Source organism: Aquibacillus salsiterrae (assembly GCF_028416595.1).
GTDB lineage: Bacteria > Bacillota > Bacilli > Bacillales > Amphibacillaceae > Aquibacillus_A > Aquibacillus_A salsiterrae.
The window spans coordinates 444947-471309 of the sequence record NZ_JAMQKC010000001.1 but is presented as its reverse complement, the minus strand read 5'-3'; the positions used below and the strand labels follow the sequence as shown (position 1 = coordinate 471309).

Annotated in this window: 25 protein-coding genes and 1 pseudogene; 21 read left to right on the top strand and 5 right to left on the bottom strand. The window is 36.4% G+C overall.

From position 1 onward, the window contains the following. The 3 genes from thiI to NC799_RS02465 all read left to right on the top strand — a co-directional run bounded on the left by thiI (position 1) and on the right by NC799_RS02465 (position 3212). The gene (gene thiI / locus NC799_RS02475) at positions 1-1203 is read left to right on the top strand and encodes a tRNA uracil 4-sulfurtransferase ThiI (protein ID WP_272444728.1); all 1203 of its coding nucleotides are present in this window, start codon (positions 1-3) and stop codon (positions 1201-1203) included. A gap of 91 nt (positions 1204-1294) precedes the next feature. Further along, entirely contained in the window at positions 1295-1498 is a 204-nt protein-coding gene (locus NC799_RS02470; protein WP_272444727.1) for an alpha/beta-type small acid-soluble spore protein, read from the top strand. Between the two features lie 103 nt (positions 1499-1601). Next, the gene (locus NC799_RS02465; protein ID WP_272444726.1) at positions 1602-3212 is read left to right on the top strand and encodes an amidohydrolase; all 1611 of its coding nucleotides are present in this window, start codon (positions 1602-1604) and stop codon (positions 3210-3212) included. Between the two features lie 150 nt (positions 3213-3362). Here the strand turns inward: NC799_RS02465 and NC799_RS02460 are convergent, their stop codons facing one another. Beyond that, positions 3363-4163, bottom strand: coding sequence for an NAD kinase (locus tag NC799_RS02460; RefSeq protein ID WP_272444725.1), 801 nt, complete (start codon positions 4161-4163; stop codon positions 3363-3365). Between the two features lie 153 nt (positions 4164-4316). Here NC799_RS02460 and NC799_RS02455 point away from each other — a divergent pair, with 153 nt between their 5' ends. The 6 genes from NC799_RS02455 to NC799_RS02430 all read left to right on the top strand — a co-directional run bounded on the left by NC799_RS02455 (position 4317) and on the right by NC799_RS02430 (position 9856). Further along, positions 4317-4919, top strand: a complete 603-nt coding sequence (locus NC799_RS02455; RefSeq protein WP_272444724.1) for a DUF2953 domain-containing protein — start codon at positions 4317-4319, stop codon at positions 4917-4919. Between the two features lie 17 nt (positions 4920-4936). Further along, positions 4937-5386: a GerW family sporulation protein gene (gene ytfJ, locus NC799_RS02450; RefSeq protein ID WP_272444723.1), complete on the top strand. Its 450-nt coding sequence runs from the start codon at positions 4937-4939 to the stop codon at positions 5384-5386. 228 nt (positions 5387-5614) lie between these two features. Beyond that, complete coding sequence (locus NC799_RS02445) at positions 5615-6631, top strand: class I SAM-dependent methyltransferase (RefSeq protein ID WP_334313838.1); 1017 nt, start codon at positions 5615-5617, stop codon at positions 6629-6631. A 107-nt stretch (positions 6632-6738) separates the two neighbouring features. Then, the gene (locus NC799_RS02440) at positions 6739-7941 is read left to right on the top strand and encodes an acetate kinase (protein WP_272444722.1); all 1203 of its coding nucleotides are present in this window, start codon (positions 6739-6741) and stop codon (positions 7939-7941) included. Positions 7942-8088: 147 nt separating this feature from the next. Beyond that, complete coding sequence (locus NC799_RS02435) at positions 8089-8919, top strand: EcsC family protein (protein ID WP_272444721.1); 831 nt, start codon at positions 8089-8091, stop codon at positions 8917-8919. A 184-nt stretch (positions 8920-9103) separates the two neighbouring features. Further along, positions 9104-9856: an SDR family oxidoreductase gene (locus NC799_RS02430; protein WP_272444720.1), complete on the top strand. Its 753-nt coding sequence runs from the start codon at positions 9104-9106 to the stop codon at positions 9854-9856. A gap of 63 nt (positions 9857-9919) precedes the next feature. Here NC799_RS02430 and NC799_RS02425 read toward each other — a convergent pair whose 3' ends face one another. Next, positions 9920-11017, bottom strand: a complete 1098-nt coding sequence (locus tag NC799_RS02425; RefSeq protein WP_272444719.1) for a M24 family metallopeptidase — start codon at positions 11015-11017, stop codon at positions 9920-9922. Between the two features lie 150 nt (positions 11018-11167). On the opposite strand from NC799_RS02425, the gene NC799_RS02420 reads away from it, so the two are divergent. From NC799_RS02420 to NC799_RS02390, 7 genes are all read left to right on the top strand, one after another. Beyond that, positions 11168-11674 carry a DUF4178 domain-containing protein gene (locus NC799_RS02420; RefSeq protein ID WP_272444718.1) on the top strand — a complete coding sequence of 169 codons (507 nt, stop codon included), beginning with the start codon at positions 11168-11170 and terminating at the stop codon, positions 11672-11674. A gap of 14 nt (positions 11675-11688) precedes the next feature. After that, the gene (locus NC799_RS02415; RefSeq protein ID WP_272444717.1) at positions 11689-12357 is read left to right on the top strand and encodes a PspA/IM30 family protein; all 669 of its coding nucleotides are present in this window, start codon (positions 11689-11691) and stop codon (positions 12355-12357) included. Between the two features lie 132 nt (positions 12358-12489). After that, on the top strand, positions 12490-13140 hold the full coding sequence (locus NC799_RS02410; RefSeq protein ID WP_272444716.1) for a DUF4247 domain-containing protein: 651 nt from the start codon (positions 12490-12492) through the stop codon (positions 13138-13140). A 25-nt stretch (positions 13141-13165) separates the two neighbouring features. Continuing rightward, on the top strand, positions 13166-13561 hold the full coding sequence (locus NC799_RS02405) for a DUF350 domain-containing protein (RefSeq protein ID WP_272444715.1): 396 nt from the start codon (positions 13166-13168) through the stop codon (positions 13559-13561). A gap of 69 nt (positions 13562-13630) precedes the next feature. Continuing rightward, the gene (locus NC799_RS02400; protein ID WP_272444714.1) at positions 13631-15178 is read left to right on the top strand and encodes a polyamine aminopropyltransferase; all 1548 of its coding nucleotides are present in this window, start codon (positions 13631-13633) and stop codon (positions 15176-15178) included. A gap of 56 nt (positions 15179-15234) precedes the next feature. Beyond that, on the top strand, positions 15235-15915 hold the full coding sequence (locus tag NC799_RS02395) for a metal-dependent hydrolase (RefSeq protein ID WP_272444713.1): 681 nt from the start codon (positions 15235-15237) through the stop codon (positions 15913-15915). A 258-nt stretch (positions 15916-16173) separates the two neighbouring features. After that, complete coding sequence (locus tag NC799_RS02390) at positions 16174-17487, top strand: DRTGG domain-containing protein (RefSeq protein ID WP_272444712.1); 1314 nt, start codon at positions 16174-16176, stop codon at positions 17485-17487. A gap of 77 nt (positions 17488-17564) precedes the next feature. Here NC799_RS02390 and NC799_RS02385 read toward each other — a convergent pair whose 3' ends face one another. Next, positions 17565-17858 carry a YtpI family protein gene (locus NC799_RS02385; RefSeq protein WP_272444786.1) on the bottom strand — a complete coding sequence of 98 codons (294 nt, stop codon included), beginning with the start codon at positions 17856-17858 and terminating at the stop codon, positions 17565-17567. A 285-nt stretch (positions 17859-18143) separates the two neighbouring features. Here NC799_RS02385 and NC799_RS02380 point away from each other — a divergent pair. Continuing rightward, positions 18144-19093 (top strand): annotated as a pseudogene (locus NC799_RS02380) (DHH family phosphoesterase). 143 nt (positions 19094-19236) lie between these two features. Here the strand turns inward: NC799_RS02380 and ytrI are convergent. Then, complete coding sequence (gene ytrI, locus NC799_RS02375; RefSeq protein WP_272444711.1) at positions 19237-19728, bottom strand: sporulation membrane protein YtrI; 492 nt, start codon at positions 19726-19728, stop codon at positions 19237-19239. Continuing rightward, entirely contained in the window at positions 19728-20060 is a 333-nt protein-coding gene (gene ytrH / locus NC799_RS02370) for a sporulation membrane protein YtrH (protein ID WP_272444710.1), read from the bottom strand. The genes ytrI and ytrH overlap by 1 nt, the downstream gene beginning before the upstream one ends. Positions 20061-20314: 254 nt before the next feature. On the opposite strand from ytrH, the gene dnaE reads away from it, so the two are divergent. From dnaE to accA, 4 genes are all read left to right on the top strand, one after another. Further along, positions 20315-23641: a DNA polymerase III subunit alpha gene (gene dnaE, locus NC799_RS02365; protein ID WP_272444709.1), complete on the top strand. Its 3327-nt coding sequence runs from the start codon at positions 20315-20317 to the stop codon at positions 23639-23641. Between the two features lie 154 nt (positions 23642-23795). Further along, positions 23796-24407, top strand: coding sequence for a FadR/GntR family transcriptional regulator (locus NC799_RS02360; protein WP_272444708.1), 612 nt, complete (start codon positions 23796-23798; stop codon positions 24405-24407). A 49-nt stretch (positions 24408-24456) separates the two neighbouring features. Beyond that, positions 24457-25317, top strand: a complete 861-nt coding sequence (gene accD, locus NC799_RS02355; protein WP_272444707.1) for an acetyl-CoA carboxylase, carboxyltransferase subunit beta — start codon at positions 24457-24459, stop codon at positions 25315-25317. Next, entirely contained in the window at positions 25314-26285 is a 972-nt protein-coding gene (gene accA / locus NC799_RS02350; RefSeq protein ID WP_272444706.1) for an acetyl-CoA carboxylase carboxyl transferase subunit alpha, read from the top strand. Before accD ends, accA begins: the two co-directional genes overlap by 4 nt. Positions 26286-26363: the final 78 nt, after the last annotated feature.

The following is a 26363-nucleotide window of genomic DNA, read 5'->3' as shown; positions in this document are numbered from 1 at the left end:
ATGGAATATGATCATATCGTTATTCGTTATGGAGAAATCGCATTAAAAGGGAAAAATAGAAAGATGTTCACGAGTAGATTGCAAGAAAACGTTGCTGCCCAACTTAAACAATTTAAAGCCATTAAGATAAGTATGCACCGTGACCAAATGTATATCGTATTAAACGGAGAAAAACCCGACGAAATTATTGAAAAACTAAAAAATATTTTCGGTATTCAAAGTATGAGTGTTGCGATTAAAACTGATAATGAAGTCGAATTAATTAAACAAGCAGCTCTCCATGCATTACAATCTGAACAAAACGCAAAAACGTTTAAAATAACTACTAGGAGAACAAACAAAGAATTTCCAATCGGTTCACAAGAATTTAATCATGTGTTAGGTGGTCATTTGCTTTCGAATACGAATGGACATTCTGTAGATGTACACCATCCAGATGTGGAAATAAAGGTAGATATTCGGGCCAAAGCAACGTATATTACCTCGAGAAAAATACTCGGCGCAGGAGGATTACCAGTCGGTACTGCTGGAAAAACACTGTTGCTGTTATCTGGTGGTATTGATAGTCCTGTTGCAGGGTTTTTAGCAATGAAACGTGGAGTCCAGATAGAGGCTATTCATTTTCACTCCCCTCCTTTTACGAGTGAACGTGCAAAGCAAAAGGTTATTGATTTAGCTCAGAGATTAACAGAATATGGTGCAAAGATAAAAATCCATGTTGTTCCTTTTACTAAATTACAACAGAAAATCCATCAAGAAATCCCGCATGGTTATTCCATGACTGTAATGCGCAGAATGATGATGCGCATTAGTGAAACAGTCGCAAAAGACAGAGATATTCTGTCTTTAACTACTGGTGAAAGTCTTGGTCAGGTGGCTAGCCAAACAATGGAGAGCATGCATGCAATAAATGATGTGACTAACTATCCGATTATTCGACCGTTGATTGCGATGGATAAAGAAGATATAATTAAAATTGCTGAACAAATTAAAACGTATGATATTTCGATAAGACCTTACGAAGATTGCTGTACAGTATTTGTACCAAAGGCACCAAAAACTAAACCAAAGTCAGACAAAGTTCAGTATTTTGAAGGATTAATTGATTTTAGTGATGATCTAAAAGAAACAATCGAGGGAATCGAAACAATAGATATTAAAAAAGACATTGGAATAGACAAGGAATTAAATGATTTGTTTTAATGCTTAGGAAATAACTACCATTCTTTTTTTTGAATGAAAGTTAGCCTTCTCGCACATTATAGAAATGTAACAAAGAGGAGGTGAAACAATCATGGCAAGCAGCAACAATAGCAACCAACTATTAGTTCCTGGTGTTGAGCAAGCACTAGACCAAATGAAGGTGGAAATTGCACAAGAATTTGGTGTGAACCTTGGTGCTGATACTACTTCTCGTGCTAACGGTTCTGTTGGTGGAGAAATCACAAAGCGCCTAGTGTCAATGGCTCAACAACAATTAAGTGGTCAACAACGATAATAATATAGAATGGCATGAAGGGTAGTGTTTAGGCACTACCCTTTTCTTTTTACTGGCAATTTGTTATCTTTAGAAAAATAAACAATGTAGGAGAGATTTAGCGATGGGAGTATTATGGTATGGTGGGAAAATTTATACCATGGTATCTGACGGGGAGCTAGTAGAATCCATTTATACCGAAAAAGGCTTTATCGTCGAGGTTGGGAAGTATGCACATTTGAAAGAAAAGTACCGAAAAGTCATTGATTATGCACATAACTTGAACGGAGCTATTATGTATCCTGGTTTTGTTGACAGCCATTTACATATTATTGGTCACGGGGAAAAATTGCTTCGGTTAGACTTGTCCAAAATGACATCAAGCGAAGAAATGATTGAAAGTTTAAAAAAACGAGCAAAGGACCTAAAAGAAGGTGAATGGTTAATTGGTGAAGGTTGGAACGAAAACAACTGGGAAGAGCCTGAAATCATACATAAGACTTTACTAGATGAAATTTGTCCAAATAACCCAATGATGCTAACCCGTGTATGTAGGCATGCGGTTCTTGCTAATTCAGTCGCTATGGAATTAGCAAATATAAATAATGAAACAAAGGACCCGCAAGGTGGTAAAATTGTGAGGGATAAAAACGGTGAAGCAACTGGATACTTTTTGGATACAGCTCAAGAATTTATTAAGCAGGTACAACCTGAAGTATCGGAAACATATTTGACAAAAGTTGTTGAGAAATCTGTCGATGACTTGCTTCAACAAGGACTTGTTGGTGGCCATAGTGAGGATTTAAATTACTATGGTGGATTTTATAAAACCTTCCGCGCTTTTATAAACGGTATCAATGGGGTTTGTAGAAAATTTAGAGCTAATTTACTCGTCCATCATGAAGTAGTTGATGCGATGAGAAATATAGGCTTGGGTTTTGGTGATGGTTCAGATTTTATCCACTTGGGTGCAGTCAAAATATTTTCAGACGGCGCATTAGGTGGCCGCACAGCTTGGTTATCAGAACCATATGAAGACGACAAAGATAATTATGGTATTCCTATTCATACGAATGAAGGATTAGAAACCTTGATTATGAGGGCTAGGGAACTTGAGATGCCTGTTGCTGTTCATGCGATCGGGGATAAGGCAGCGCTAGAAATAGCGAAATTATTAAAAAAATATCCAGTTAAAAAAGGATTAAGAGACAGATTAATCCATGCCCAGATCGTTAATAAAGAGCTTTTAACTATTTTACAAGAAATTGATGTGGTGTTAGATATTCAACCTACTTTTGTTGCATCAGATTATCCTTGGGTTATTGATCGGATTGGAGCAAGACGTAGCAAATATGCTTATCCTTGGAAAACCTTCCTTAATCACGATATCCCGTGTGCAGCAGGATCGGATGCTCCAATTGAGGATGTTAACCCGTTAATTGGAATAGAAGCGGCAGTGCGTCGAAGGTCATTTATTGATGGGAACGTGTATAACGAGGAGCAACAGTTAACGGTTTATGAGGCAATTTCTTTATATACAAAAGGAAGTGCTTATGTCATATCACAAGAAGAATCTCGTGGTCAAATTAAAGAAGGATATGTTGCAGATTTCACCGTATTAGATAAAGATTTATTTGAGATTGCACATGATGAAATCGCAAAGGCAAAGGTTGTGATGACAGTTGTTGATGAAACAATTGTCTATCAGAATACACAACATGCAAAAACGAGGTAAACCAATTCTTTCTGCAATGTCAATTCCTAGAAGCATTCCTTTGTGTCAGCATAAGATTGGGGCGGAGGGCATAGAGAGCCAGATTTTCTGTTGATTAAGAAGGGGTCTGACCCCTTCTTATCATATTTAGAACTAAATCTGAATTTTGTCTTACAAAAATGTTCGTTTAACACGATCCCAATAGGAATTGTTTTTTAGCTTCACTGTTTTAATTCGTTGTTCACTTAGTGTAATTGTTAAATCTTGTATGTTCCTGATTGAATAGGCTTCATTATCCAACCCAATGATAGGATAATCATTTCCGTCTTGGATAACTTCTAGTTTAAGTGTTCTTTCTTTATCTAAGATAAAAGAAGACCCTAATGTACGATAACGGTTATTATTTAATGAAGCGAGCTCTGATACTTGGAAGCAGGGGGTCTTCGGATCAACTACAGCCCCATGCGTTGATTTATTATACCCTGTACTTCCTGTTGGTGTTGCAACAATTAATCCATCTCCACGGAATGTCTCGAAAGGTTTATCATCGATATAGACATTAATTTCAATTGTCTTAATAATAGCAGATCGAATACTAGCTTCATTTAAACAGTAAAATTTGCTTTCCCCGTTAATAACGACTTTTATGATTGGAAAACGTCTTACTTCAAGCTCTTCATTCATGATAGAATGAACCATCTCATCATAATTGTCTAAATTAAAATCACAGTATAATCCAGATTCATTTGCTTGAGCAATTCCTACATATAAACAGTCCTGCCTAAATCCTGTTTTCCGAACAGCTTGGAGAAAAGACCCGTCGCCTCCAATACTAGCAATGATATTTGCTTTAGTGTAATCATCTAAAATAGTAAATCCATTTTCCTTAGCCAGATCAAATAAAGGAGTAAGCCTCTTTTCTAGCTGATTACTCTTAGGATAATGAAAATAAAGATTCTTCCTGTTATCCATCTTATAGTCCCCTTCTTTCTAGTAATCTTTCATTTTCCCTACCATCACGGTAACACAAACTGGAAATTAATCCTAGTTTGGTAATAAAATTAACCGATTGTGTGTTTAATTCCAAACATTTGTTGAAATACTAGATATATGGAGGTGGGTGGAATGTTATGGGTGATTTTCCTATTGTTTCTAATCATCATCTTATTCATTATAAGTTATTTTCTTAGGATTTATACAACATTCTATCTCTCACTTCAAAATGAAATGAGTTATTTTCACATAAAAGTTAGGGTTTTGGGAATAAATGTATATAAGCGAAAGATGGAATTACCTGAGAAACAAGACGACGCTACTGACGCTACTAATATGATTGAAGATAGCAAACTGTTTACTAGCGATAACTGGAAAGTAAAGCTGAAACTATGGAACGCGGTCAAGGACAAAGTATTCAACTTATTAGGGAAAATACGCCTGCACAAATTTGACTGGACGACAGAGCTGGGAACAGGCGATGCGTTTTTAACAGGGATAATGTCTGGTGGATTATGGTCTGTGAAAGGATCAATAGTTAGATTGATGACTGATTACATGACGGTTAAGACAAAGCCCACAATAAATGTCGTACCAATTTTTCAAAAAAAACAGGTGAATAGCGAGTGTGAATGTATGGTTTCTTTTCGATTAGGTCAAACTATTGTGGCATTCTTTCATATTGTCAGACAAATAAAAAGAAGTGAAAATAATTTGAATAGAAATCTAGCTTAACCATAAGGAGGAAAATTATGAGTGAACAACAGCACCCTTTAGAGGGCATGATGGATTCTGTTATGAACAATTTAAAAGAAATGGTTGATGTAAATATAATTTTAGGGGATCCTGTTGAATCTCCAGATGGATCAGTTATTTTACCTATTAGTCGTGTAGGATACGGGTTTGCCGTTGGGGGAACAGAATTTTCTCCATCCTCGCAGCAAGGGAATGATGATAGTAATTCTGAAGTTCTTCCATTTGGTGGTGGCTCTGGTGGAGGTGTTTCGATTTCACCGGTAGGTTTTTTAATAGTAAATAGTAAAGGTTCCCAGATGATTCATATAGACAAAAATGCCCATCTTGCTGAAAAACTAATTGATTTAGCTCCACAGGCAATCGAAAAAATTCAAGATATGATGAAAAATGTTAAAACCGATTCAAACTCTGATGCAAACAGGGAAGAAAAAGACGAGAAGCAATAATTATTGGTATTTCTTCCATAAACAATAAACAAGAAATTAGACATAACCTAGCCTTAAAGTCATACTAGGATGAGAAGCATTCTAATAAAATGGAAAGCCCGGTACATGAAGCTGCCGGGCTTTCTATAGTTGTTAAAAATAATAAAAACGTATTACTAGAACAATTGGTCAAAACTATATAAAATTTATAATGGAATGTCTGATAGTAACACTGTAGAAGGAAAGGGAATGAATGGAGGAGAAACGATGGAACAATCAAACATAGAGAGACTATTTCAATTAGTAGATGAAATAACAGAAAAAATTCAAGAAAATTTAAATCATCCATATATCGATAGTTTGGCGATTGGTCTAGAATATGTTTTTTCAAGACAAACGACCGAAGAATTTGATGACAAATTAATAGATGAACTAGATCAAGCAATAAACGAAATGAATATAGACAAATATGAAAAAGAAGAAATTCGAAAAGCGATCCAACTTGTTATCCTAAAAGGGATGAAGGGCGCTACGCAGCAACAGCATTTAATGACACCAGATACTGTTGCAATGTTTATCGGTTATCTTGCCAATAAATTTATCAATAGAACTGATGTTATTCGTTTGTTTGACCCCGCTTGTGGCACAGCTAATTTGCTAACAGCTGTTATGAACAGTATGGATAATGGCGTCGAAGCTTATGGTAGTGAAGTAGATCCAACATTAATAAAATTGGCCTTAATGAATGCAAATTTACAAAAACTGAATGTGGAATTTTTTCATCAAGATAGTTTACGCTCTTTTTTGTTGGAACCTGTTGACGTAATAATATCTGACTTACCAGTCGGATACTATCCAGATGATATTCAAGCAAATCATTATCAGTTAAAGGCAAATAGTGGACATTCCTATGCCCACCATTTATTCATTGAACAGGGTTTACACTATATGAAACCTGCTGGTTATATGATTCTTGTTATTCCAAATCATTTATTTACAAGTGAACAATCCGACAAGTTAAACAAGTTTCTTCAGCAACACAGCCATATTGTAGGAATGCTTCAGTTGCCACTAAGTATGTTTAAGTCAGAACAAAATGCAAAGAGTATATTAATATTGCAAAAAAAGGGACAAGCTACTAAGACACCTAAACAAACATTAATGGCGCAACTTCCATCTTTCAAGAATCCTCAAGCGATGAATAGCATCCTCGCACAAATGAATGAATGGTTTCAAAATGAAGGGTTTTCAATAGTTAGAAAATAACAAATTCACGTCGCAACCGCTGTCATTTCAGCTTCGTGTTGCAAATGGACGAAACCGGTGGTTAAAATGGAGTTGGGCCTAACCTAATATGAAAGGGTTGAGAGAATTTGAGCAACATTTTAGCTATTAATGCCGGTAGTTCATCCTTGAAATTTCAACTAATAGTGATGCCGGAAGAAAGAGTAATTACCAAAGGACTTGTAGAACGAATCGGTATTAACGATTCTATCTTTACAATAGAGGTAAACGGGCAAAAAGATACAACTGTGAAAGATATTCAAAATCATGAGGAAGCAGTTAAAATGCTGCTTTTTAAATTAACGTCGACTGGTATCATTTCTTCTTTAGACGAAATTGACGGGATTGGACATAGGGTTGTACACGGCGGGGAAAAGTTTAGTGATTCTGTTCGAATAACAAATGAAGTTATAAATGAAATTGAAGAGGTTTCTGACTTAGCACCCCTGCATAACCCTGCTAACTTAACAGGGATAAGAGCATTTAAAGAAATACTCCCAGATGTTCCTGCTGTAGCAGTCTTTGATACAGCTTTTCATCAAACAATGCCGGAACAGTCTTACTTGTACAGTTTGCCATATGAATATTACAAAAAGTACGGCATAAGAAAATACGGTTTCCACGGTACTTCTCACAAGTATGTCTCTGAAAGGGCATCGGAATTAATGGGAGTTCCATTAAGCCAATTAAGGTTGTTATCTTGTCATCTTGGTAATGGTGCAAGTATTGCTGCAATTGACGGAGGTAAATCCATTGACACTTCAATGGGATTTACACCGCTCGCTGGTGTTACGATGGGAACACGTTCAGGTAACATAGATCCGGCATTAATTCCATATATCATGGAAAAGACTGGTAAAAGTGCCAACGAAGTCATGAACGTTTTAAATAAAGAAAGTGGTATGCTAGCACTGTCTGGTTTCTCTAGTGATTTGAGAGATATTGAGGAAAAAGCAAAAGCAGGAGACGAGCGTGCAGAGTTAGCTTTGGAAGTATTTGCTGCGAGAATTCATAAGTATATCGGTTCTTATGCTGCTAGAATGCATGGAATTGATGCGATTATCTTTACTGCTGGTGTTGGTGAAAATAGTACATCCATTCGAGAAAGAGTTTTGAAAGGGTTAGAATTCATGGGTGTTTACTGGGATCAATCATTAAATAATATCCGTGGTAAAGAAACGTTTATTAATTACCCGCATTCACCTGTCAAGGTTATTGTTATTCCGACTAACGAAGAGGTAATGATCGCACGGGACACTGTTCGATTGACACAAAAAGAACTTACTAGATAGAGGGAAAAAGCTTGTAGAGTTTATCTATAAGCTTTTTTTGTGGTTTGATTACAACTTAGATGCAAGTTGCTTGTCGTTTGGTTCTGCTATTTATTTACAACTCATAGGATAGATTAATGATTGGATAAAGAATAGGAGGTGTCACCTTTGTCTTCTGCAATTTTAAAAGAAATTGAGGATTGGGAAAAGCAGATGGAGGATCATCAATCAAATTCCTTTACAACTAAGTATGATTGGTTCATTAATCAAATGACAAAGAAAATAGATGAAAAAGTCAAAAAGAAGCTTTATTTTAACTTGGACAATGTTTTGTTTTTTTCTCATGCATTCCTAAGAGGTGCTACTATCCAAAAAGATGCTAGAGAACAAATAGTAAAAAACGCTAAACTGTTTAACCCTCATGTTTCATCAATAGATGATTTAAAGACGTTAACAGTTGAACAATTAAGTTTTATTGCCAAACAACAAATCACAAAAGAAAAGCTTTTTACTCTTATTCAGGGTTCCATCACCGGAAGTAAAAGTAAAATTGGATCAAGTATAGACTTGCCTTCTGTTTTAGTTCTTCATCTTCGAGCAATCCAATTAATTGCTTTATCGTTCGGGCATGATTTAAATAAACCATTTGAGTTAATGCTATCTCTTAAGTTATTTCATGCATCAACATTACCAAGTCGTTATCACAAAAGAAATTGGGATGAAATGGTCGAAGAGCTATCTAATAGTTCCACTTACATCTACCAAGGAACAGAAGAGATTATTCAAGATAACTCCCTCCTACCGATGTATGTTCAACTTATTAAATTTTCGTTAGTCTTAGCTACGAAAAGGTATTTAATAAAAGGAATGCCGGTTTTAAGTGTAAGTGCAGGTGCTATAACGAATTACTATTTTCTTACAAAAGTAACTGACTTCGCCATCCGTTTTTATCAAAAAAGATATTTCATGGAACATTCGAAGTTTTCTATCCATTCCTAACATCTTGAAACAGCCACGACAGGTCTTGTCTTATGCCTGCCTTAGTCTAGTAAGGCGCTTCCGTTTTTCTTATACATTTGTGTCGGAGTTCCTTGTTTTTAATAGCTTTTATCTCTTGGTTCATGTACCATATACTTGTAAAAAATAGCAATTTAATCAACTCAATTGCTAAGGAGGGGTGAAAATGGGCCATGCGGTCATTACTGCTGGCACGAAGGGATTAGGCCTTAAAGTAACAGAGGCATTCTTAGAAGCAGGTCATCAAGTTACTGTTTCCTTTTATCGTGATGAACAAAGAGCAGTCCAGTTGAAGCAAAGGTACAAACATCATAACCTACATCTTGTTAAAGCGGACGTAACAAATAAACAAGATCTAACCCGACTTATTAAAGAAGCTACTGAACAAAATGGTGCTATCGATTTTTTAATCAACAATGCCGGCCCATTTATATTTGAACGGAAAAAATTAATGGATTACTCTGATGATGAATGGGATTTAATGATTCGAGGAAACTTGGACGCCGCTTTTCATATGGCTAAATTAACTATCCCTACTATGAGGAAACAAGGTTTTGGTAGAATCGTCAATTACGGCTTCCAAGGGGCAAACTCTGCATCTGGATGGTTAAATAGGGCAGCTTTTGCAGCAGCAAAGGTTGGCTTAGTTTCGTTAACAAAAACAATCGCATTGGAAGAAGCGGAATATGGAATTACTTCTAATATGATTTGTCCGGGAAATATCATCGGTGAAATGAAGGAATCAACTATTAAAGATAGCAGACACCAGCACGATCGCCATACACCAATAGGTAGATCAGGGACTGGAGAGGACATTGCTAGAACGATACTATTTTTGTGTGAAAAGGATTCAGATATGATTACTGGATCCATCATTGAAATTACAGGTGGATTAGATGTTATCAATCGCCACCGCTAAAGCCTAATGTATGAAAGGGCGTAGAGTTGTTAGATAACTTTATGCCCTTTCAAAGTTGTGCTTTCACATATCAATGATTTGAAGTTGTTTTGGATAATTGGTTAGTAATTCTGGACCGTGGTCTGTAACAAAGACTTCATCCTCAATTCTAACTCCACCAACATGAGGTACGTAAATCCCTGGTTCAATCGTAAAGGACATCCCTACTTGAATGGGTAGGGGATTATTAGAAGTCATTGATGGATACTCGTGTACATCTATTCCGATACCATGACCTAGTCGGTGGGTGAAATAAGAGCCATATCCATTATTATGAATATGATTCCTGGCAATTTGGTCTAGGGACCCGATTGGTTCGCCAATTTTCACTGCATTAATTGCTTTTTCTTGAGCGTGAAGAACAGTTTCATGCATGTTTCTTTGTTCTGCAGAAACGTGATTAATTGCTACAGTTCTAGTTATATCTGAACAATACCCTTCAAATACTACCCCAAGGTCAAATAGAACTAGGTCACCTTTCGCTATAGTGGTTAGTCCTGGTATGCCGTGTGGCGTTGCTGTGTTCTTACCGGATAGGACCATTGTGGAAAAAGACATCTCGCGAATTCCTTGCTTTTTTAACTCATATTCAATAGCTGCAACGATATCAAGTTCTGTCTTTCCTTCCATCAATGACCTAACACCAATATCTACCCCTTTATCTGCTAATTCCGCAGCATCCTTTAGTAGCTGGTATTCCTTTTTGTCTTTAATTATCCGGAGTGATTCCAACAGGTTGGTGCCATCACTTATTTCTGCATTAGGAAATATCTTTTTCAGTTGTTCATGCCGTGAAACAGATAAGTGCTCCTTTTCAATGGATATTGAACTCAGGTGTTCGGTTCTGGTTGTTAAGTATGTCTTCAGTAATTGCCATGGATTCTCATGGTCTTGATAAGTTAATATACTTCCTGTCCATCCGGAGGAAAGAGCACTTTCCTTTTCCATTTCTGGTAAAATAAATAAAGGAGTTTCATTCTGATTAAGGTATATTCCTATTAAACGCTCATGTGGGTCTGTATAATAGTTACTTAAGTAATACACATTTGCTTTGGATGTAACAAAGATGCTTTCTTTTCCATTTTCTTTAAGTAGCTGTAACAAACGATTGATTCGAGTCATGCTGACAATCCACCTTTTAAAAATTTATACAAAGTAGTATATCAATATTAATTTGTTTCGTCATTTCTTAAAACAAATTAAAAAAAAATGAAACATATAAAATGGTTAATTCGTAAAACTAATATAAGCTTTTTAGAAATGAGGTGTCTCATGGGGCTGTTCTCAAAACTATTTCAAACCAAAAACGAAAAGCCACCTATTAAAGAAAGAACCCCTCTATCGATCCAAGTCGGGGACATTGTTGTGTATGATCTAGTGGACTATGAGGTAGTCGGAAAAATAACCTACAGGCAGGGTAGCTATGAATGGATTTCCTATCAGTTGATGGAAGGAAATCGTACCATTTGGCTTGCTGCTGAAATGGATGATGAGATGGAACTTGGAATATACAAGTCCGTTAATCTACCTGTTACATTTCCCTATCCAAAGAAACTTACTTTTGAAAATCGTACTTATTACCTTGATGAGGAAGGTGAGGCAAGAGTTGTAGGTGAAGGAAGAAGTAAGAATATAAATGGAATGGTAACGAAATATGCAGATTATTGTGATGAAACTGAGGAACACTTTATTAGCTTAGAACATTGGGGTAGTGAAGTGGAGGTTAGTTATGGTTTTCCGGTAGAGGCATATGAAATAAAAATAATTGCAGGATCCTAAGGAGGAATTTATCAATGTTTAATATGTTTAAACGTGTAAAGACAATTGTTAGTTCAGAATTAAATACTATGCTCGACAAAGCTGAAGACCCAGTAAAGCTACTTGACCAATTCATGAGAGATATGGAGTCAGATATCCGGGATGTAGAAGCGTCAGTGGCTAAACAAATCGCAAATGAAAAGATGTTAAAACGGAAATTAGATGACGCCAACGCTATCGTTGAAAAACGACAAAAACAAGCAGAACAAGCGATTGAAGCAGGCAACGAAGATTTGGCAAGACGTGCACTAGAAGATAAGAACAACCACGTGAAGCAGGCTGATTCGCTTCAAGATTCATGGGCAAGAGCAAAAAGTGATGCGGATTTATTAAGAACAAAACTTGATGAGATGAAAAAAGAATATCAAGATATGAAATTGAAAAAAGATTCTCTTAAAGCAAGAGCTGAATCTGCCAAAACGCGAACAAAAATAAATCGGACAATGTCCTCGATTGGAAATGATCAATCCAAACAGGGGTTTGACAGAATGGAAGAAAAAGTTCTTCGTTATGAAGCAGAGGCTGAAACAAGTGAAGACATTTCAACTGCTAGTAAAACACTAGATGATGAGTTTGAAGATTTAAACAAGAGTGGAGTAGATGACGAATTAGAGGCATTAAAAAAGAAAATGGGTAAAGAATAAACTATTATCACAAAGAACAAAAGCACCCATGCGTTAAACAGCTCTTGAATTTTTTATAAGAAAAACCCCTTGTGAATCTCAGAGTTACAGGGGGTTTACCATTGTTATTCTAGTCTAGAAAGGAGGTATAGAATGAAAAAATACTTTTTAGGCTTATTCCTATTAATTGGCTTAGCGATATTATCAAGTTGTGGGCAATCAAATCTTTCTGATATTACGCAACAATTTGTCGGACCACAAGTTTCTGTTGACGAAATACCAGACGAGCCAAGCAAAGTCACACTTATCGATGACATTAAAGGGACAAATGCGAATGAAATTGAAGTCCTGCTCGCCAATAATTTCTATATGTTAGATGTGGTACAGGGTGACAATGGCAATGCAAATATTTACGCGACAAGGCGGTTCACTATTGAGGAATTAGCATCTGTTTTAACCGAAACAATAAAACCACAACAAATAAGTGATGTTAAAGATAATCAGCAAATTTTAATATATCCTGACCATTTTGTAACCTTAAAATCAAGTGAAGAAGACCCTGATGTATTATTAATTGAGGTTGCGAGTGATGAATTTGTTCGTAACAATTATTCACCCAATTTTCTTAGTACTTACTTTGCCATTAGGCTTTTAGATAACGTGCTCGGTGTGAATGACTGGGGAAAGAAAAGAATGAATCAATGTAGTAATGGCGGATGCTATGGTGGTTATTCTGTTGGCGGTAGTATACCTAAAAGAGGGATGACTGATTTTCGTGGTGGTGGTCCTAGTGCAGGAAAATAATTTATGATGAAAGGAAGTTATAGAGGTGAACGGATTTATTTTAACTTTTATTTATTTCGTTGTAGCCATTGGAGTAGTTTTGCTTGGTTTAGTTATCTTCGAACTTTTGACTAGAAAATATAAGGATTGGGAAGAAATTGCGAATGGTAATCATGCAGTTGCCTTGTCGATTGCCGGCAAAATAATTGGTATTTGCATCATCTTGTCGTTTGCAATTTATCACAGTAGTACGATATGGGAAACGCTACTATGGGGTGGTTATGGTGTGATCCTTCAAATGGTGGCATACTTGTTATTTGAGGGCTTTACTAGAAAATTTTCTGTAGAAGAACAAGTGAAAGGTAATAACGTTGCAGTTGGCATTATTTCAATGGCTGTATCGATTGGACTGGCATTCGTGATCGGAGCATCGATTACATAAAAGTATACATGGAGGGGTCCGATTTCGTAAGCGAATAGTCGGGCCTTCTTTATTAGTGGAGTGATAGATATGAGGGAAAAAGCGCTGAAACAAAGTAATTTTATTTACTGGGCATCTGGTATCGTATCCATTTGCGGCATCATTTTTGAAGTGCTTTTTGGTGCATTAGGCTCGTACATATTGGGGGATGGAGTTAAACAATATACGTTAACTATTTCTTTATTTTTAACAGGGATGGGAATTGGTGCAAGCATTAGTGAGAAAATAGGGAAAAACTTGCTTGTAACATTTGTTTATATAGAATTTTTGGTTGCTCTTCTAGGTGGATTTTCTAGTTTTATCATGTTTGGAATTACTGCATTCTCACCCGAGGGGACGGATGCACTTTTTCTTTATTTGATTACATTGACCATCGGAACCTTGACCGGAGTGGAGCTACCTGTTCTAATAAGAAAGGCGAATGAAATTGGAGTATCACTAAACCGAAGTACTGCCCGCGTCCTTTTTTCTGATTACGCAGGTGGACTAATCGGTGGACTATTGTTTGTATTTTTATTACGCCCGCAATTAGGAATGGTTAAGACAGCGTTTTTAGTTGGTTGTATTAATTTATCAGTTGCAATTATTGTCCTTGGTTTATTTAGAAAAGAAATTAAACGAATAGGGATTCATTTAATCATAGGATTGCTTATTGGAATACTATTACTGTTAGGCTTGTTATTTGGTGAAGAGATGGCTTTTTCGTTTGAGCAGAAATTATATAAAGACCCGATTATTTACATGGACGAAAGTCAATACCAAAAAATAGTCGTGACAAAAGATGAAAGTGATATCAGGCTCTATTTAAATGGGGGTTTACAGTTTAGTTCAATAGATGAACATCGTTACCATGAAGTATTAGTTCATCCAACGATGGCACAAGCTACCAAGCGTGATTCAGTACTTGTTCTAGGGGGAGGAGATGGGATTGCCGCCAAAGAAGTACTTAAATATGAGGATGTCAAACAAATAACACTTGTTGACTTAGACCCAGCGGTAACCCAATTAGCAACTAGTAATCCCTATCTGCTCAAGTTGAATAACAACTCACTCTCTAATAGTCGAGTTAATGTCATAAATCAAGACGCCTTTCAATTTTTAGAGCAATCAACGGAGTGGTTCGACGTAATCATTGTCGACCTCCCCGACCCAAATGATGAGAGCTTGAATAAGCTGTACACAAAAGAATTTTATTCGCTAGCGAGAAACCACTTACTACCAGGTGGTGCCATGATGGTACAGGCAACAAGTCCTGTTTTTGCTAGAGAAGTGTATTGGACGATTTCAAAGACAATCGAATCAACCGGTTTAGAAATTGAAAACCTTCATGTTGATGTTCCGAGCTTCGGAAACTGGGGTTTCGTAATGGCAAGTAGGTCAGAAATAACTATTGAAGATCTAGCCATTACCGTACCAACCTATTTTTTAACTACAAAGGTGCTTGGCACATTAACAACGTTTGGGAAAGATGAAGACGATCAAATGATAAAAAATGGTACACCACTAGAATTAAAACCAAATACGATGATTAATCCAACTTTAATTGAAATATATGAAAAATCATGGAAATACTATTAAAATGACAATCAAATGGGTATATAAAATATAGATAGATTAAGAAGGAGAGGATATTAATGAAAGTTTCATTTCATGGTCAGTCTGTTGTGCAAGTGAAAACCGAAAACCATACCATCCTAATTGATCCCTTTATTACGGGTAATGGGCTATGTGATCTTGATGCAACCAAGATAAATCCAGATGTTATTCTTCTAACCCACGGTCACAATGATCATGTAGGGGATACGGTTAGTATTGCTAAACGTTCTAATGCGCTGGTCGTTGCCCCTAATGAGCTAGCTGTTTATTTGGAATCAAGAGGGTTACATACGCATCCTATGCATATTGGTGGTGCACATACTTTCGATTTTGGTCGAGTAAAGTTAACTCCTGCTTTCCATGGTTCGCTATTCGTAGATGAAAATGGCAAACATATATATGGCGGGATGCCAGCTGGGATCTTATTAACGGTCGAAGGAAAAACAATTTATCACGCTGGTGATACAGGCTTGTTTTCAGACTTAAAATTAATAGGAGAATTAAATGATATCGACCTCGCATTTCTTCCTATCGGTGATAATTTTACAATGGGACCAGAAGATGCTTTGTTAGCTGCTGAGTGGATAAAAGCAAAACAAGTAGTCCCGATGCATTACAATACGTTTCCTTTAATCGAACAAGATGGAACAGCTTTTGCAACCAAGGTAAGGCCTGGTAAGGGGATAGCTTTGCAACCGGGAGAGTTCATCGAATTATAATCGGAAATGAAAACTGGAGAGTACATGCTCTCTAGTTTTTTACTTTATTCATGGTTTTATATAGTGCTAAACGGAAAAGATTTTGTAATAACAGAATTGTTGTTTAATTGAAACAGTATCGTATTTTCTCCTCAACTTGTATTCACAATTACATTGAAGTAAGGTTTTAACTGGAATAAATTGATACTATTGGATTGCATCTGTATAATAACAATAAAAGATAAGTTATTAGTACAGATGAAAGATTGGTGAGAGAAAGTGGCTACCAAACATGAACAAATTCTACTGTTTATCGATTCATTAAAAGTTGGAAATAAAATATCAGTAAGGCAAATTGCAAAAGAGTTAAACGTAAGTGAAGGAACAGCCTATCGTGCAATTAAAGAGGCTGAAAATCAAGGCCTAGTCAGTACCATTGAACGCGTTGGTACAATTAGAATTGAGCGGAAAAAGAAAGAGAATTTTGAGCAATTAACCTTCGCTGAGATTGTTAGCATTGTGGATGGACAAGTACTGGGTGGTCGGGAAGGATTATATAAAACGTTAAACAAGTTTGTCATCGGCGCAATGAAATTAGATGCAATGATGAGATATACTGAACGAGATTCTTTGTTAATTGTTGGAAATCGTGTAGAAGCACATGAGTTAGCGATAAAAGAGGGTGCTGCAGTTTTAATTACTGGTGGATTCGACACAGATGACCATGTCAAAAAGCTTGCTGATGAAAAGAAATTACCAATTATTTCAACAAGTTATGACACGTTTACTGTAGCCGCGATGATAAATAGGGCAATATACGATCAACTAATTAAAAAAGAAATTATATTGGTTAGTGATATTTTTACACCGTTTTCTGAAACCTTTTATCTAACAACGAAAGACTCTTTAAAGAAATGGTACGAGCTTAACGAACAGACGACACATAGTAGATACCCTGTAGTAGATGATCATTTAAGAGTTACTGGTATGGTAACGTCTAAGGACGTGATAGGACGAGATCAATCATTAACTATCGATAGAGTAATGACTAAAAACCCAATGACTGTCATTAAAGAAACGTCGTTAGCGTATGCTGCGCATATGATGGTGTGGGAAGGCATCGAAATAATGCCTGTGGTAGATAATCATAATAAACTGGAAGGGCTAATATCTAGACAAGATGTTCTAAAAGCTTTGCAACATATCCAACGTCAGCCTCAAGTTGGTGAAACAATTGATGACATCGTTACAAGTAGACTAGAGGATATATCGACTGATAACAATCATGTCGTTTATCGTACTGAAATTTCACCCCAAATGACGAACCAGTTAGGTACATTATCTTACGGTGTTTTTGTATCGTTCGTAACAGAAGCTAGTAGTCGTCTCTTAAGACATTTAAAAAAAGGCGATCTTGTAGTGGAAAATATCTCTGTCTATTTTATTAAACCTGTTCAGTTAGAAACTGTTTTGGAAGTGAAGCCAAAGTTGTTAGATATAGGGAGAAAATCTACGAAGGTGGATGTAGAGGTATACCATGAAAAATCATTGGTAGGTAAAGCAGTAATAGCAGCACAGCTTATTGATAGATAAAGGGGAGGATAGTAGCTGTTTCATCCCCTTGGTTGGCTTTTATTTCGAATTTCGTATCATTACAAATAATAAGTTGTTTAGGGCTCGATTCTTTTCTTTCGTTCGTTACCATAGTGGCGTGCTCGTTTGTACCCACTGTAGATTTGAAGTAATCCTAAAAATAGGAATATAATGGCTATAGATAATGCAACCATTGTTTGATAATACAGATATTGATTTATCCCAAAAAAGCTGATGAATATTCCTAAAAAAATCCTACTTTTGGAATTGATGTAAACTTGCTCTAGTTCATCATTGTTTCTTAAAATAGCTACTTTATAATAGATATACATGGTGATTGACACAATGATAACAATTGGAAAAATAATCATCAAAAGAACAACTCCTTACAGTTTATAACATTCATCATTGTAGCTTGTTTTACCGAAGATTACCAGAATTTTTTATTACAGGATAAGAAAGTAAAAAAAAGCCAAGAACTGTCTAGCTTCGGCGCCTACGCTTTTCTGCACTGTCTAGCTTCGGCGCCTAGCCCCTCGAGGTCGTAAGTCAATCCTCTCCATGGCAAAAAGCGCCATTATGAGGCTTGACTTACGCTTGTCGGGGCTAGCAAGGCGCCTACGCTTTTCTAATAATGAATCGGAGGAATTCGGATGATCCATTCTGAAATAATTGCGAAGATAAAGCAATACGATGTTATTATCATTCATCGGCATGTTCGACCTGACCCAGATGCTTATGGTTCCCAAGCTGGTTTAGCGGAAATAATTAAGCATTCTTTTCCTGAAAAAAAGTACATATAGTAGGGGATGAAGACCCTTCACTAGTTTATTTGGCAGAAATGGATACTATAGCTGACACTGTATATGAAGGAGCACTCGTTATTATATGTGATACGGCCAATCAAGAGCGAATTTCGGATAATAGATATACCAAAGGCGACTATTTAATAAAAATAGACCACCATCCGGTTGTCGATGCATATGGAGACCTTTCTTGGGTTGACGTCAGTGCTAGTTCTACAAGCGAAATGATCTATGAGCTATTCTTAATTGCCAAAAACGATGGGTTTATCTGTAATGAAAATGCTGCGAGATTATTGTATGGAGGTATTGTCGGAGACACTGGGAGGTTTCTGTTTCCTAGTACGACTGAAAAAACGTTCAGGTATGTGTCTGATCTAGTTAAATATCGATTTAACCGGACTGAATTATATGAGAAGATGTACCAAACTAATCGAAATTTGGCCAAATTAAAAGGATACGTTCTACAGCATTTTCAATTGTCAGAGCAAGGTGTTAGTTTTGTGAAATTATCAAAAGACACTTTGGAGCAGTTTCATGTATCTGGGTCTGAAACAAGTCAAATTGTCGGAATACTTGGCGATATTGAAGGAATTCGTGCTTGGGCAATTTTTGTCGAGGAAAATGACATTATTCGTGTAAGGCTACGCTCCAAAGGACCAGCTATTAATGAGGTAGCAGCAAAATATAATGGGGGCGGCCATCCATTGGCATCTGGTGCCACAATCACTAGTTGGGCAGAAATGGATTCAGTGGTGAACGACTTAGAAAAGACGTGCAAGGTATACAACACAAATTTATAAGATTAAAAGCATTCCTTGTCTCAGCCTATTTATAGTTTTCTCTTAATAAAAAGGACAACCACCCTACTATAAGATGGTTGTCCTTAGCACTTAAAAATAACCCCTTCTTAAGCGGGCTTTTACAGAAATACAAATGATCGTGATTAATTAGAAATGGATAACTCTACGTTCATCGTTAACGTGGAACCAGGAATAAATAATTGCTTGACAGTTGCTTTATAGGTGAATTCGTCAATTGTGTACTGCTTATTTTCGACAGTTGAGGTAATGAATGTATAGTTTTTCGATAAGCTTTCAATATCTTTACCGATTACGTCTCTTATTTGTGTTTTAATTAACTCTTGTAGCTGATGGACAGACAAACTATCTAGTTTTAATTGCTTTTGATTGGTAATTGAAATTTCAATTGAATTAACGGTTATGTTTTCCTTAGAATTACCATTCTCTTGTAATGCTTGATAGTTTTCTTCTAATTCATTTAGTTCAGAGCGAATAGCTAGATTTTCTTCCACCCAATTTTCATAAAACTGTCCATACATATAGATGAATACGACATAGCTTATGATTGCTCCTACAAACGTACCTGCTAAAAAACGTTGCCAGTCTCTCATTTTGTAATAAGGAGGAATATGCATTATTTAATGTCCTCCTGTATAAGCCATTCTAAGATCAATAGTGCTGTTTGAACACCGCCCATTGCCGTGATAATAAGCAGAATTTGTTTGAAAATGTCAATCGTCGAGCCTTCAAAAATCCCCTTTTCAAAATTTGATATAGCGTCAAATGTACCACCTATAGCAGCTACAACTGCCCATATCCGTAAGCCTTTTGCAATCCTTCCCATTAACGTTAGAGGTGGTTCACCTGTTGCAAATGCACCAATACTTCCGATAATCGATCCTCCCATGACTACCCCTAAAGCAATGAAATAGCATTGAATCATCGAGGAAATAAATCTCTCTTCCATCTTTGCCTCTCCTTCAAACGTGGCTTGACTATACAAAACTTAATTAAGTTTATGAACGAATGGGACATGATATGTTATTGTTAGGCTGTTTTCGTAAAAGTTTTTACTACCCACGGTAAAGCGAAATTTGGTTTCCTTAGGGAAGCGACTATACTTCTTAAAAATAGCCTATTGTTTTTAAATAGGAGAAGTAATCAGATATAATAAATTATTAAGGTTCGAAAAAGTAATACCCTAGGAAAGGTGGGAGGGGAATGGATTTCACTCACTTGCAAGTGCGTAGTGGCTATAGTTTGATGAAAAGTACTATTAAAATAGAACAACTAATAAAGCGTGCTAAAGAACTAGGATACGATAGTATTGCATTAACAGATGAGAATGTCCTGTATGGAGCTGTAACGTTTTATCAGACATGCTTACAATTAGGAATTAAGCCAATTATTGGAATGACAGTAAACATAGCGACAACGAATTCCAATGATGATTGTATCCTACTTGCTAGGACGAATGATGGGTATAAAAATTTACTTAAATTGAGTACACTGATCCAAAGGGATCGGCAAACTGTTGATTTAACTATTTTGTCCGAATATCTGGATGGAATGATTGTCATTCTTCCACTCCAAGAAAAAATAATATCCCATACTAAAATAGATCAGGAATTCGCTAAGTATTTAAACGATTGGACTAAAACGATTCCAAGTGATTATTTTTATCTTGGCATCCAGCCAGACACAAATGAATCGCTAAATCATATGAAAGAATTTGTTACAAGCAATCATTACCAAGCAACAGCAATTGGTGATGTAAGGTATTTGAGTGAAAAGGATTTTATCGCTTATGATTGTCTAAAGGCAATGAAACATGGTGTTAAGTGGGATGGCAAGGCAATAAACCACCCGTTACCAAAAAAACAATATTTGTTAACTCTAGGTGAAATCTATGATGCTTTTTCAACACAATGGCCAGAGTTAATCAATGCTTCTACAATCATCGCGAATAGTTGTCAAGTAACTCTTGATTTAGGTCGTTCGCTTTTGCCATCTTTTCCACTTCCAAATGGTAGAAATGCGAATGATTATTTGAAAGAATTATGTAACAAAGCTTTACATCAAAAATATCCAAATGGCAAGGAAGCAAAAAAACGACTGGACTATGAACTATCCATTATTGATTCCATGCATTTTAGTGATTATTTTCTAATTGTCTGGGACTTTATACGTTACGCGAAAAGGGAAGGGATCATGGTTGGACCGGGAAGAGGGTCGGCTGCAGGCTCTATCGTCGCATTTCTGTTAGGAATAACCAATGTTGATCCAATTAAATATAACTTATTGTTCGAACGGTTTTTAAATCCAGATAGAATATCAATGCCGGATATCGATGTCGATTTTTCTGACCATCGACGTGACGAGGTAATTGCTTATGTAAGGGAAAAATATGGCTCTGAACACGTTGCCCAAATTATTACATTCGGCACGTTTGGCACAAGATCACTTGTTAGAGAACTTATCAAAACAATGGATATCGACAGTCAGGATGAGGCTTATTTATTGAAAGAACTTCCGGCCAAGTCTGACAAAAGCATTGTTATGGGGTTAAAGTCGTCACAACAATTGACAGACTATGTCAAACAATCCCAAAAACTAAAGACGCTTTTTCAAATAGCAACTCGACTAGAAGGGTTGCCAAGACATATTTCTACACATGCTGCTGGTGTAGTTATAAGTGAACAACCGTTAGTTGAGCATGTCCCATTAATTGCTTCAAACGGTGAAATGTCGCTGTCGCAATATGAAATGAAGCAACTTCAATCTGTTGGCTTATTAAAAATGGATTTTTTAGGATTAAGAAATCTAACGCTGATTGAGAATATACTGTTGTCAATAGAGCAAAAGGAAAATGTGACAATTAATATGAATACTATTCCATTAAATGATGAACAGACGTTTTCGCTCCTCCAAAAAGGACTAACAAGTGGGGTATTCCAATTAGAATCTAGTGGCATGCAGCGTGTGTTAAAAGAATTGATACCGTCTAGTTTTGAAGATATTGTTGCGGTTAATGCTCTGTATCGACCTGGTCCTATGGATTATATACCTGTTTATATTAATAGAAAACACGGACTGGAAGAAATCACCTATCCGCACCGTGACTTAGAACCAATTTTACAACATACATACGGTGTGCTTGTCTATCAAGAACAGATTATGCAGATAGCAAATAAAATAGCGGGGTTTAGTCTTGGCCAAGCGGATATCCTGCGAAGAGCTGTTAGTAAAAAACAAAGAGATGAAATGGAAAGTATAAGACAAAGTTTCTTGTCAGGATGTATAGAAAAGGGTTATGAATCTACTGTTGCAAATGAAATATTTGAATGGATTATCCGCTTTTCCAATTATGGGTTCAACCGAAGTCATGCAGTAGCTTATAGTATTATTACCTACCAACTAGCATATTTAAAAGCTCACTATCCTACCCATTTTTTTGCGGAATTATTAAGCTCTGTAACTGGTAATCAGGACAAAATTCGTATGTATATAAAAGAAGCAGGCCATTCACATATTGCTACATTGGCTCCTTCAGTCAATAGAAGCTATGGTAAATTTACGGTTGAAGGAAATAAAATAAGAATGGGATTGTTATCAATCAAAGGAATTGGACAACAGATTGTCCGAGAAATTATTCGAGCAAGAAAGGACCAGCCTTTTAGACATTTATTTGATTTTTGCCTTCGAGTTCCGTTAAACATTGTTAATCGAACTGCAATAGAGTCTTTAATTCTTGTTGGTGGTTTTGATGAAACTCACAACAACAGAGCAAGTCTGTTAGCAACCATTGACCAAGCTATGGAACAAGGGGAATTATTCCGTGAATTTGATGATCAACCGTCTTTTTTTCTGGAACAGTTAGAAGGTTCCTATATTGAAACAGAACCATTTCCGCAAATGAAGCAGTTGGCTTTAGAGCGGGAACTGATTGGATCTTATTTATCCGATCACCCAATTGCTGGATACCGAAAGAACTTACGACAAAACGGTTATTTGGACCTGTCTGAATTAAAAAAGCGCCTCGGCGTTAACAATTCCAAAAGCTGTGTGGTCATCCAAACGATTAAAACAATCCGAACCAAAAGAGGAGAATCAATGGCGTTTATCACAATAGCAGATGAAGGTGAGGAAATGGATGCTGTTATTTTTCCAGAGTTATATCGTAAGGTTGGCCGGTGGATAAAAGAGGAAATGATTGTTTTTGTTGAGGGTAAAACAGAAGAGAGAAAGGGCAAAGTTCAATTACTAATTGCTACAATTACTAAATTTGACGAAACAATGTTAAATCATTCGCAGACAAAGCGTGTATTTGTGAAAATTTCCGAAGACAATGAGAAATTGACATTAATGTCTCTAAAAAAGATAGCACAGCAATTTCCGGGACAAGTACCTGTCATTGTTTATCATGAGAAGAACAGGAAAACTTACCAACTAGCAGTTGATTATTTTGTTGATTTAAATCATGCATGCATCCAGTTGTTTTATAATATGTTTGGTAAAGATAGGGTTGCAGTACAAGAAAACAAATAGAGTTGGAATAAATTTGGTATCCAACATCCATTACTTTACAGAAACAATGGATTTGTTATAATGTAGTAGCGAGTGGTCAGACCAGTGAAGCTGTTAAGACAACAGAGTGGTAACGGTATGAATTATATTGTACGTTAAGGGCCAAAGGAGTGTAGTGATTACAACGATGGCAGGAACTGTTAAAGTGTATGAAGAAGTGTTAAAAGAAATAAAAAATTATATTCATAATAATCATTTATCTCCAGGTGATAAATTACCTTCTGAACGGGAGTTAGCTGAAGAATTAACTGCAGGGCGTTCTTCCGTTCGTGAAGCATTAAGAGCAATGGAGTTACTCGGGCTAATCGAAACAAGAAGAGGAGAAGGGACATTTCTTCGTTCATATCGACCCTTTCACACAGTTGAACTTTTATCAACATTTATTTTACAAGAATCAACTACTAAAAAAGATTTGTTAGTTTCTAAGAAAATTATTGAAAAAGAAGCTACCAAACTTGCCTTTAGTAAGTTTGAGCAAGAACATATTACACAGCTAGAGTCGATACTTAATCAAGAAGTGGACGCTCAACAAAGGCATTATCTGTTTTTTATGAGCATTTTTGGACATGCTGAGAATTATTTGTTACAAAAGATTTGGCAGTTGATGGAGGAGTTTTCCAATGCGATTGGAGTAAACCTGTATGATAATGGCTTTTATTATCGATTACTTCAAGTATTGAAAAATAGAGAGTATTCAAAAATTGAAAGTGTGTTTGCAAACTATTAATAGTCATAGAATTCATAACATAGGCTTTATTGTTAAAGGAGGAATACCCTTGCTCAAAGATTTTTTTAGCAAGAAGAAAAAGTATGCATCCATACCAAGTGAAAAAGCTAAACAAGATATCCCTGAAGGATTAATGCAAAAGTGTGAGGGTTGCCAAAAAATTTATTACCGTAAGGAAATGAATAAAAATCTTCAGGTATGCCCGAATTGTGACCATCACCACCAATTTAGTGCAGAAGAGCGTATCACTAGCTTGTTTGATGAAGGTTCGTTTAGTGAGTGGGATAAAGACATAATTTCTGCTAATCCATTAGGATTTCCAGACTATGAAGATAAACTTGAAAAAGATAGAAAGAAGACCAATCTAAATGATGCCGTAGTGACTGGGAAAGGAACAATTAATGGATTTGAAGTTGCTGTGGCAATTATGGATGCACGGTTTCGAATGGGGAGTATGGGTTCGGTTGTCGGTGAAAAAATAACAAGAGCAATTGAAAATGCAAGAACAGCATCCATACCTTTTATTATCTTTACCGCCTCCGGGGGAGCAAGGATGCAGGAAGGTGTGTTAAGTTTGATGCAAATGAGCAAAACATCCGTAGCAATTGATAGATTTCAATCTTCTGGCGGGCTTATGATCTCTATCATGACTAATCCTACTACTGGTGGGGTATCGGCTAGTTTTGCTTCTGTTGGGGATTATAACTTTGCTGAACCAGGTGCATTGATTGGGTTTGCAGGAAGAAGAATCATCGAACAGACGATACGAGAAAAGCTTCCGGAAGATTTCCAAACAGCAGAGTTTCAGTTGAAACACGGTCAACTGGATAAAGTCATTCCCAGACATCAAATGAAGGAAACACTGACAACGATACTTGATATTCATTCTTCGAGGGGGAAAGACAATTGAAACAAGCTCTTGATTTTGAAAAACCAGTAATAGATTTACGTAGCAAGATTGATGAATTAAAGAAACTAACAAAAGATAGTGATATAGATTTAACAAGTGAGATTACAACTTTAGAAACTAGATTAGAAAAGTTAGAAAAAGATATTTATGGTAATTTAAATCCATGGGACCGGGTACAAATAGCTAGACACTCGGACAGGCCAACTACATTAGATTATATTGAACTTTTATTTACTGATTTTATTGAATTCTATGGAGACCGCCTATTTGGTGATGATGAAGCTATTGTTTCTGGAATTGCAAAGTATAAGGGAAATCCGGTGACCATTGTTGGTCACCAACGTGGCAAAAATACGAAAGACAATATTACTAGAAATTTCGGGATGCCACATCCAGAAGGATACCGAAAAGCACTTAGGCATATGAAACAAGCAAATAAATTTAATCGGCCAATTATAAGTTTTATCGATACCAAAGGAGCATATCCAGGTAAAGCTGCTGAGGAAAGGGGTCAAAGTGAGGCGATAGCGAGAAACCTAATAGAGATGGCGGGCTTTAAAGTGCCAATTGTTTGTATCGTTATCGGAGAAGGTGGTAGTGGTGGTGCACTTGCTCTTGGTGTAGGAGACCACATTCATATGTTGGAAAACTCAACTTATTCTGTCATTTCACCAGAAGGTGCGGCAGCATTACTTTGGAAAGATTCAACTAAGGCTAAGCAGGCTGCAGAATCATTGAAAATTTCATCCTATGATTTAAAACAATTAAACGTTATTGATGAGATTATTCCAGAGCCAAGAGGTGGAGCGCATCGGGATGTGAAACTTCAGGCTAGCTATATTGATCAAGTTTTATCTGATTCCTTAGCAACCTTAAAACAATTAAATCAGGAAGAGTTACTCGAACAAAGATGGGAAAAGTATAAATCAATGGGTGAATACATCGAAATTGATGCTAATGAAGAGTAATTCCGATGGAAACAAAGCTGACTCATACAAATATCTCTTGGATTCATTAAACTAAGAGATAGAGATGAGTCAGTTTTT